This is a genomic window from Ensifer sp. ZNC0028 (assembly GCF_000799055.1).
In the GTDB taxonomy this organism is placed as follows: domain Bacteria; phylum Pseudomonadota; class Alphaproteobacteria; order Rhizobiales; family Rhizobiaceae; genus Ensifer.
On the sequence record NZ_JTLA01000159.1, the window covers coordinates 20,324 to 29,047 of the forward strand.

Sequence of the window (8,724 nt, forward strand, 5' to 3'; positions counted from 1 at the left end):
TCGGTTTCCTGTCGCATCTGAAATTGCGCTCTGCCCGGTGACCCGCTAATACTTTATTTCGCGGGTGCAGCATTTCCCGCAATATCAAGTCATTGAGGAGACCGACTTGCCTATCTCGAAGATCCTTGTTGCCAACCGTTCTGAAATTGCCATCCGCGTTTTTCGCGCTGCAAACGAACTCGGTCTGAAAACGGTCGCGATATGGGCGGAAGAGGACAAACTCGCGCTGCACCGCTTTAAAGCGGACGAAAGCTACCAGATCGGCCGCGGTCCGCACCTTGCCCGCGACCTCGGCCCGATCGAGAGCTACCTGTCGATCGAGGAAGTGATCCGCGTCGCCAAGCTCTCAGGTGCCGATGCCATTCACCCGGGTTACGGCCTGCTGTCGGAAAGCCCCGAGTTCGTCGATGCCTGTGACGCCGCCGGCGTCATCTTCATCGGTCCGCGGCCGGCGACGATGCGCCAGCTCGGCAACAAGGTGGCGGCGCGCAACCTCGCCATTTCCGTCGGCGTGCCGGTCGTGCCGGCCACCGATCCGCTGCCGGAAGACGAAAAGGAAATCCATCGCCTTGCCGCCGAGATCGGCTACCCCGTCATGCTCAAGGCCTCCTGGGGCGGCGGCGGACGCGGCATGCGCGCCATTCGCGACCCGAAGGACCTGATCCGCGAGGTGACGGAAGCCAAGCGCGAGGCCAAGGCGGCCTTCGGCAAGGACGAGGTCTATCTCGAAAAGCTGGTCGAGCGCGCCCGCCACGTCGAAAGCCAGATCCTCGGCGACACCCACGGCAATGTCGTGCACCTGTTCGAGCGCGACTGCTCCATCCAGCGCCGCAACCAGAAGGTCGTCGAGCGGGCGCCGGCGCCCTACCTCTCGGACGCGCAGCGCCAGGAACTGGCCAACTATTCGCTGAAGATTGCCGAGGCGACCAGCTATGTCGGCGCCGGCACGGTCGAGTATCTGATGGATGCCGACACCGGCAAATTCTACTTCATCGAAGTGAACCCGCGCATTCAGGTCGAGCACACCGTCACCGAAGTGGTGACCGGCATCGACATCGTCAAGGCGCAGATCCATATCCTCGACGGCGAGGCGATCGGCACGCCGGCATCGGGCGTACCGAAGCAGCAAGACATCCGGCTTAACGGCCACGCGCTGCAGTGCCGCATCACGACGGAAGATCCGGAACAGAACTTCATTCCCGACTATGGCCGCATCACCGGCTATCGTTCGGCGGCCGGTTTCGGCATCCGTCTCGACGGCGGCACCGCCTATACCGGCGCTTACATCACGCGCTACTACGATCCGCTGCTGGTGAAAGTGACAGCCTCGGGCAGCACGCCCCAGGAAGCGATCAGCCGTATGGACCGGGCGCTGCGCGAATTCCGTATCCGCGGCGTGGCGACCAACCTCACCTTCCTCGAGGCGATCATCGGCCACGAGCAGTTCCGCAACAACACCTACACCACCCGCTTCATCGACACGACGCCGGAGCTGTTCCAGCAGGTGCGGCGCCAAGACCGTGCGACGAAGCTCTTGACCTATCTCGCCGACGTCACCGTCAACGGCCATCCTGAGGCCAAGGGCCGCCCGCGGCCGCCGGCAGACGCGGCCAAGCCCGTCGTGCCGTTCATCCAGGGCGAGATCCCCGCAGGTACCAAGCAGAAGCTCGACGAACTCGGCCCGAAGAAGTTTGCCGAGTGGGTGCGCGGCGAAAAGCAAGTATTCCTCACCGATACGACGATGCGCGACGGCCATCAGTCGCTGCTTGCGACGCGCATGCGCACGCATGACATCGCCCGTGTCGCCGGCACCTATGCCCGCGCGTTGCCGCAGCTCTTCTCGCTCGAATGCTGGGGTGGCGCGACCTTCGACGTCTCCATGCGCTTCCTCACCGAAGACCCGTGGGATCGTCTCGCCCGCATCCGCGAGGATGCGCCGAACCTGCTGCTGCAGATGCTTTTGCGCGGCGCCAACGGCGTCGGCTACAAGAACTACCCCGACAACGTCGTGAAGTACTTCGTCCGCCAGGCGGCGAAGGGCGGCATCGACGTCTTCCGCGTCTTCGACTGCCTCAACTGGGTCGACAACATGCGCGTCTCGATGGAGGCCGTTGCCGAGGAGAACCGCATCTGCGAGGCGGCGATCTGCTATACCGGCGACATCCTGAATTCGGCCCGTCCGAAGTATGATCTCAAGTACTACACGGCGCTGGCGGCCGAGCTCGAAAAGGCCGGCGCGCACATGATCGCCGTCAAGGACATGGCGGGCCTGTTGAAGCCGGCGGCCGCACGGGTGCTCTTCAAGGCGCTGCGCGAGGCAACGGATCTGCCGATCCATTTCCACACGCACGACACCTCGGGCATTGCGGCTGCGACCGTGCTTGCCGCCGTCGATAGTGGTGTCGACGTGGTCGATGCGGCGATGGACGCGCTCTCCGGCAACACTTCGCAGCCCTGCCTCGGCTCGATCGTCGAGGCGCTGCGCGGCTCGGAGCGTGATCCGGGCCTCGATCCCGAATGGATCCGCCGCATTTCCTTCTATTGGGAAGCAGTGCGTTACCAGTACGCTGCCTTCGAAAGCGACCTCAAGGGACCGGCGTCCGAAGTCTACCTGCACGAAATGCCGGGCGGCCAGTTCACCAACCTCAAGGAACAGGCCCGTTCGCTCGGGCTGGAAACCAAGTGGCACCGGGTCGCCCAGGCCTATGCCGACGCCAACCAGATGTTCGGCGATATCGTCAAGGTGACGCCGTCCTCCAAGGTCGTCGGCGACATGGCGCTGATGATGGTCTCGCAGGACCTCACCGTCGCCGACGTCGAGAACCCGGCAAAGGACATCGCTTTTCCGGATTCGGTCGTCTCGATGCTGAAGGGCGATCTCGGTCAGCCCCCGGGCGGCTGGCCGGAATCGCTGCAGAAGAAGGCGCTGAAGGGCGAGAAGGCCTATACCGCCGTTCCCGGCTCGCTGCTGCCGCCGGCCGATCTGGATGCGGAACGTAAAGCCATCGAAGACAAGCTCGAGCGCAAGGTCGATGACTTCGAGTTCGCCTCCTACCTGATGTATCCGAAGGTCTTTACCGACTATGCGATCGCGGCCGACACCTATGGTCCGGTCAGCGTGCTGCCGACGCCGGCCTATTTCTATGGGCTGGCACCGGGCGAGGAGCTGCAGCCGGAGATCGAGCGGGGCAAGTCGCTCGTCATCCTGCACCAGGCCAAGAGCGAGCCGGACGAGAAGGGCATGGTCAAGGTGTTCTTCGAACTCAACGGCCAGCCGCGCCTGATCAAGGTTCCGGACCGCAACCGCAGTGCAACGAGCGCGGTACGCCGCAAGGCCGAGGGCGGCAATGCCGCACAACTCGGCGCGCCGATGCCAGGCGTCATCTCGACCGTTGCCGTTGCCGCCGGCCAGGCGGTGAAGGCCGGCGACGTGCTGCTTTCGATCGAAGCGATGAAGATGGAGACGGCTCTGCACGCCGAGAAGGACGGCACGGTTTCCGAGGTGCTCGTGCGCGCCGGCGACCAGATCGACGCCAAGGACCTGCTGATCGTGTTCGACGCGTAAGCGTTCGCCCCCACGGACAAACAGAAACGGCCGGATGCAAATCCGGCCGTTTCTGTTTGTGATCGAAGTGACGATAGCTGGTCAAGAACCGTGCTAACCAAGGCCCCTTCAGATCTCGTAGTCGTGCGGGGCGCTGAGCGAGGCGATGAACTTCTTGGTGCGCTCACGTTCCGGCGCCGAAAAGATCGTCTTCGGGGCGCCGCTTTCGACGACGAGGCCGCCGTCGAGGAAGATCACCTTGTCGGCGACGCGCGAGGCCAGGCGGAGATCGTGGGTCGCCATCACCATGGTGGTTCCCTCCCGCGCAAGCCGGCTCAACACTTCGACCACTTCCTCGGCCAGTTCCGGATCGAGGGCAGACGTGGGCTCGTCGCAGAGCAGGACGCGCGGCGACGGGGCCAGCGCCCGGGCGATCGCCACACGCTGTTGCTGCCCGCCGGAGAGTGTCGCCGGCCAGGCGTCCGCCTTGTGGGACATGCCGACCTTTTCCAAGAGTTCCATGGCGCGCGCCCGGGCCTTGTCGGCCGGCCATTTCAGCACGGTGACGAGACCCTCCATGACGTTGCCGAGTGCCGTCTGGTGCGGAAAGAGCTGGAAGTTCTGGAACACCATGCCGGTCTGCCGGCGTAGCCGCTGGATGGTTGCCCAGCCAACCCGGCTTCCAGGCCAGAACTGGACCTGTTCGCTACCGAGCTTGATCGATCCGGAGGTGGGTATCTCCAGAAGGTTGATGCAGCGCAGCAGCGTGCTCTTGCCGCCTCCGGAGGGGCCGACAAGCGCCGTCACGCTACCCTCGGGCAGGCTGACGGAGATGTCCTTCAGCACGAGATTGTCGCCGAAGCGCTTTTCGATGTGAGAAAGCTCGATCATGTGCGCGCCTCCAGGAAACCACCATAGCGGGCGAAGCGCCGTTCCAGCCTGACCTGCAGGGCTGACAGAACCGAACTCATGGCAAGGTAGATCAGCGCCGCGAGGATGTAGAGGATCAGCGGTTCATAGGTGGTGGCGACGATACGCTGCGCTGTCTGGAACATCTCCGGCACGGTGATGGCGGCGGCAAGCGAGGTGTCCTTCACCAGCGAGATGAAGGTATTCGACAGCGGCGGCACGGCGACGCGGGTCGCCTGTGGCAGGATGGTGCGGCGCATCGCCTGGCTCCAGCTCATGCCGATCGAGTAGGCCGCTTCCCATTGCCCGCGCGGGACAGACGAGATGACCGCGCGGATGATCTCGGAGGTGTAGGCGCCGACGTTCAGCGAGAAGCCGATAAGGGCGGCGGTGAAGGCGTCGAGCAGGATGCCGGCGCTTGGCAGGCCATAGAAGATCACGAACAGCTGCACGAGCAGCGGCGTGCCGCGGATCACCCAGACGTAAAACCGGGCGATGGCGACGACCGGCGCCGGACCGAACAGGCGGGCGACTGCGGTGACGAGCCCGAGGATCAGGCCGAAGATGAAGGAAAGCAGCGTCAGCGGGATGGTGAAGGTGAGGCCGGCCCAGAGCAGGGACGGCGCCGAATCCAGCATGAGTTGGAGCCAGGTGGGCAAGGGGCGGGCCTTTCAAAAAGCGCGATCCGCCCCGGGGCCCGGAACGGATCGCTTTTCATAGCCGAGAATGGCCGGTGGTAAAACCGGCCGGACCGTCTCTCGAGTGTTACTTCGAAACGTCGGCGCCGAAGTATTTCTGCGAGATCTTGTCGTAGGTGCCGTCGGCCTTGATGTCGACGAGCGCCTTGTTGATTGCTTCGAGCAGCTCCGGCTCGCCCTTGCGGATGATGATGCCGGAGAAGTCGGCGTCTGCCTGTTCGGCGGCGATCTTCACCGGCGCGTCGGGCTTCTTCTTCTTGAAATCGAGGAAGGAGAGGCTGTCGTTGATCGTCGCATCGGCGCGGCCGGTGAGCACCAGCTGGATCGACTGGTCAAAGCCGTCGGTGCCGACAAGTTCGGCGCCGGACGCGGTTGCGAGCTTGCCGAAGTTGCTGGTCAGCGACTGGGCGGCATTCTTGCCCTTGAGATCGGCAAAGCCCTTGATCTCTTCGTTGTCGCTCTTGACGATCAGCACGGCCTTGGAAGCGATGTAGGGCTCGGAGAAGTCGTACTTCTTCTTGCGCTCCTCGGTGATGCCGACCTGGTTGATGACCGTGTCGTAGCGGTTGGCGTCGAGGCCGGCGATCAGGCCGTCCCACTTGCCTTCGAGGAATTCGGCCTTGACGCCGAGCTTTTCCGCGACCGCCTGGCCAATCTCGACGTCGAAGCCGACGAGTGCGCCGGAGGCGTCATGGTAGGTGAAGGGGGCGTAGGTGCCCTCGGTGCCGATCTTCAGCACACCGGCCGACTTGACCGCGTTGAGGTTCTCGCCGGCATGGGCCGAGGAAAGGGCGGCAACCTGCATCAGAGCGGCGGCAAACAGCGTGGGGAGGAGTTTCATCGTGATTTTCCATCTATTTTCTGGCCCGGCCCGTCGTCCGGATTGAGCGGACAATCGCATAAAAAACCGGCGATCTGAGCGTATAAAACACCAATTCCTGAGCGTTTTGATAAAGAATTTTCTTCGAACTGGTGCCGCCTGCGCGCAAAAGCCACGGTTTGTCGGAAATCGCGCGCGGCCCCGATTTGGTCGCTGCATCGACTTGAAAACGGTTTCAAAAGTTGATATGCACATTTATAGCGATTCATGCACGTTTATGCACGGTTGGTGGCGATGTCAGGTGAACTCCTTCTTCGTGAGCGAAAGACGCTGATTCAGGAACGGTTAAAGGCCAACGGCCGGGTGCTCGCTGCCGACCTTGCGGCTGAGCTTAGCGTTTCCGAGGATACGATCCGCCGCGACCTCAGGGAGATGGCGGCGGCGGGACTGTGCGAGCGCGTCTATGGCGGCGCGCTTCCGGTTGCGCCGGCAGCGCACAGCACCTTGCGGGAGCGGGTGGCGATGGCGCCGGAACGCAAGGCGGCGCTGGCGCGCGCGGCCATCGGCCTGATCAAGCCTGATATGACCGTGTTTCTCGATGCCGGCTCCACCAATCTCGCCATCGCGCACCTGATCGAGCCGGACCTGCCGGTCACCGTCGTCACCAATACGCCGCTGATTGCCGTCGCGCTCATGGAGAAACCGGGCGTCGATCTCATCCTGCTCGGCGGTCCGCTCAACCGCGCCGTCGGCGCTGCGATCAGCGCCCGGGCGCAACGCGATGCGGAACTGCTCCGGCCCGATCTTTGCTTCCTCGGCACCTGCGGCGCCGATGCCGTCGCGGGCCTGACGGCGATCTATTTCGAGGATGCGGAATTCAAGCGGCTCGTTGCCCAGCGCAGCCGGCGTCTTGTCGTCGCCGTCACCAGCGACAAGCTCGGTACGGCGGCCGCGCACGGTGTCGTCGATATCAATGACAAGGTGACGCTGCTGCTCGAGGCGGATGCGTCGGCGGAGCATCGGGCGGCCTTCGAGGCGGCAGGGGCAGAGGTCCTGATGGCGGGAGAGACGGAATGACGACGATCACGCATGTGGCGCTCTGGACGCGGGACCTCGAGGCGATCGCCCGGTTCTGGTCCTCCTTCTTCGGCGCCGAAGTCGGCGAGATCTATGAAAGCCGGCGGCGGCCCGGCTTTCGTTCGCGGTTCCTGACGCTTGGCGACGGGCCGGCATTCGAGATCATGGAAGGCCCCTGGGTTGGGCCGGCCGACCCCGCCGAAGAACGCATCGGCCTTGCCCATGTGGCGCTGTCGCTCGGCAGCGAGCAGGCGGTCGAGGCTATGGCGGCGCGCGCCGAGGTCAAGGGCATTCTGGTCGCAAAACCGCGCTGGACCGGCGACGGCTTCTACGAGGCCGTTGTTCGCGACCCCGATGGAAATCTGATCGAAATCACAATTTGAGCCGGGCGATCCGGCACAGAGGCAAGACCATGGACCAACGTTCTCCCACCGCGACCGCCCGCCAGGGCTACATGACCCGCAACCGGCTGGCGGTATCGCTGCTCTTCCTGTTGAATGGCTTCGTCATCGGCAGCTGGGCGCCGAAGATCCCCGAATTCAAGGACCGGCTCGGCATCAGCGAAAGCGTGCTCGGCCTGTTGATCCTGATGTTCGGCATCGGCTCGCTGGTGCTCATGCCGATTGCCGGCGGCTTTATCGCCCGCGTCGGCTCGCAGAAGGTGGTCAAGGTCACCGCCATCATCCTGTCGCCCTTGCTTCTGCTTCTGACGCTTGTCCCTGACGTCTGGACGGCGGCTGTCGCCATGTTCCTGCTTGGCGGTTTTGCCGGCGCAATGGACGTCGCGATGAACGCCAATGCGGTCGAGGTCGAAAAATCCATGCGCCGGGCGATCATGTCGTCCTGCCATGCCTATTGGAGCCTCGGCGGTCTGATCGGCGCCGGTATCGGCGGCTTCCTAATGGCTCGCTTCGGTGTGCTGCCGCACGTCCTCGTCGTCACTGCGATCTGCTTGGTCCTAATCGCCGCCGCCTGGCCGATGATCCTGGCCGACAAGCCGCATCCGGGTGCCGCCAAGGAAAAGCTTCGCCTGCCGATGACGCCGCTTCCCTGGCTGATCGGCATCATGGCGCTGTTCTCGATGGTGCCGGAGGGCACGGTGCTCGACTGGGGTGCGCTTTACTTGCGCAACGAGCTTGGCGCCTCCGTCGAGCTTTCCGGCTTCGGCTTTGCGGCCTTCTCCGCCACCATGGCGACCATGCGTTTTGCCGGTGATTTCGTCCGGGATCGCTTCGGCGCCAAACGGACGCTGCGCATCTGCACCGTCACGGCACTCGTCGGCATGATCATCGCGGGCGCGGCGCCCAATGCCTATATCGCCATCCTCGGCTTTGCGATCGCCGGCATCGGCATCTCCAACATGGTGCCGATCGCGTTTTCGGCGGCCGGCAACATGCCGGGCCTGCAGCCTGGCATCGGCTTGTCGGTCGCGACCTTCATGGGCTATTCCGGCATGCTGTTCGCACCGTCGCTGATCGGCTTCGTCGCCGAGCATACGGGCTTTGCCATCATCTTCGCCTCGGTGCCGCTGCTCTTCATCGTCGTGCTTCTCTTGTCGCACCATGCCGATCATGCGGATGGCGCCAAGGGGCACTGAGCCGGAAGGCGCGTTCCGTACAACCGTGGTATGCCCCTCATCCGGCCTGCCGGCCACCTTCTCCCCGCTCGCGGGGAGA

At 64.0% G+C, this 8,724-nt stretch carries 7 protein-coding genes; 4 read left to right on the plus strand and 3 right to left on the minus strand.

The genetic code is table 11. The features are described 5' to 3' along the window. The first annotated feature begins 106 nt into the window (after window positions 1-106). Window positions 107-3,565 carry a pyruvate carboxylase gene (pyc, locus tag L981_RS30690; RefSeq protein ID WP_043625793.1) on the plus strand — a complete coding sequence of 1,153 codons (3,459 nt, stop codon included), beginning with the start codon at window positions 107-109 and terminating at the stop codon, window positions 3,563-3,565. Between the two features lie 108 nt (window positions 3,566-3,673). Here pyc and L981_RS30695 read toward each other — a convergent pair whose 3' ends face one another. The 3 genes from L981_RS30695 to L981_RS30705 form a co-directional block, all read right to left on the minus strand. Continuing rightward, entirely contained in the window at window positions 3,674-4,435 is a 762-nt protein-coding gene (locus tag L981_RS30695) for an amino acid ABC transporter ATP-binding protein (protein ID WP_043625796.1), read from the minus strand. Next, window positions 4,432-5,112 (minus strand): amino acid ABC transporter permease, encoded by a 681-nt coding sequence (locus L981_RS30700; protein ID WP_082006217.1) that lies wholly within the window; start codon window positions 5,110-5,112, stop codon window positions 4,432-4,434. Before L981_RS30700 ends, L981_RS30695 begins: the two co-directional genes overlap by 4 nt. Window positions 5,113-5,218: 106 nt before the next feature. After that, on the minus strand, window positions 5,219-5,992 hold the full coding sequence (locus tag L981_RS30705) for an amino acid ABC transporter substrate-binding protein (RefSeq protein ID WP_043625803.1): 774 nt from the start codon (window positions 5,990-5,992) through the stop codon (window positions 5,219-5,221). Between the two features lie 273 nt (window positions 5,993-6,265). Here L981_RS30705 and L981_RS30710 point away from each other — a divergent pair, with 273 nt between their 5' ends. From L981_RS30710 to L981_RS30720, 3 genes are read left to right on the plus strand one after another with little or no spacing between them, the layout of a single operon-like run. After that, window positions 6,266-7,048 (plus strand): DeoR/GlpR family DNA-binding transcription regulator, encoded by a 783-nt coding sequence (locus tag L981_RS30710; protein ID WP_082006218.1) that lies wholly within the window; start codon window positions 6,266-6,268, stop codon window positions 7,046-7,048. Then, on the plus strand, window positions 7,045-7,431 hold the full coding sequence (locus tag L981_RS30715; RefSeq protein ID WP_043625810.1) for a glyoxalase/bleomycin resistance/extradiol dioxygenase family protein: 387 nt from the start codon (window positions 7,045-7,047) through the stop codon (window positions 7,429-7,431). The genes L981_RS30710 and L981_RS30715 overlap by 4 nt, the downstream gene beginning before the upstream one ends. 29 nt (window positions 7,432-7,460) lie before the next feature. After that, complete coding sequence (locus L981_RS30720; protein WP_043625813.1) at window positions 7,461-8,645, plus strand: MFS transporter; 1,185 nt, start codon at window positions 7,461-7,463, stop codon at window positions 8,643-8,645. Window positions 8,646-8,724 lie beyond the last annotated feature (79 nt).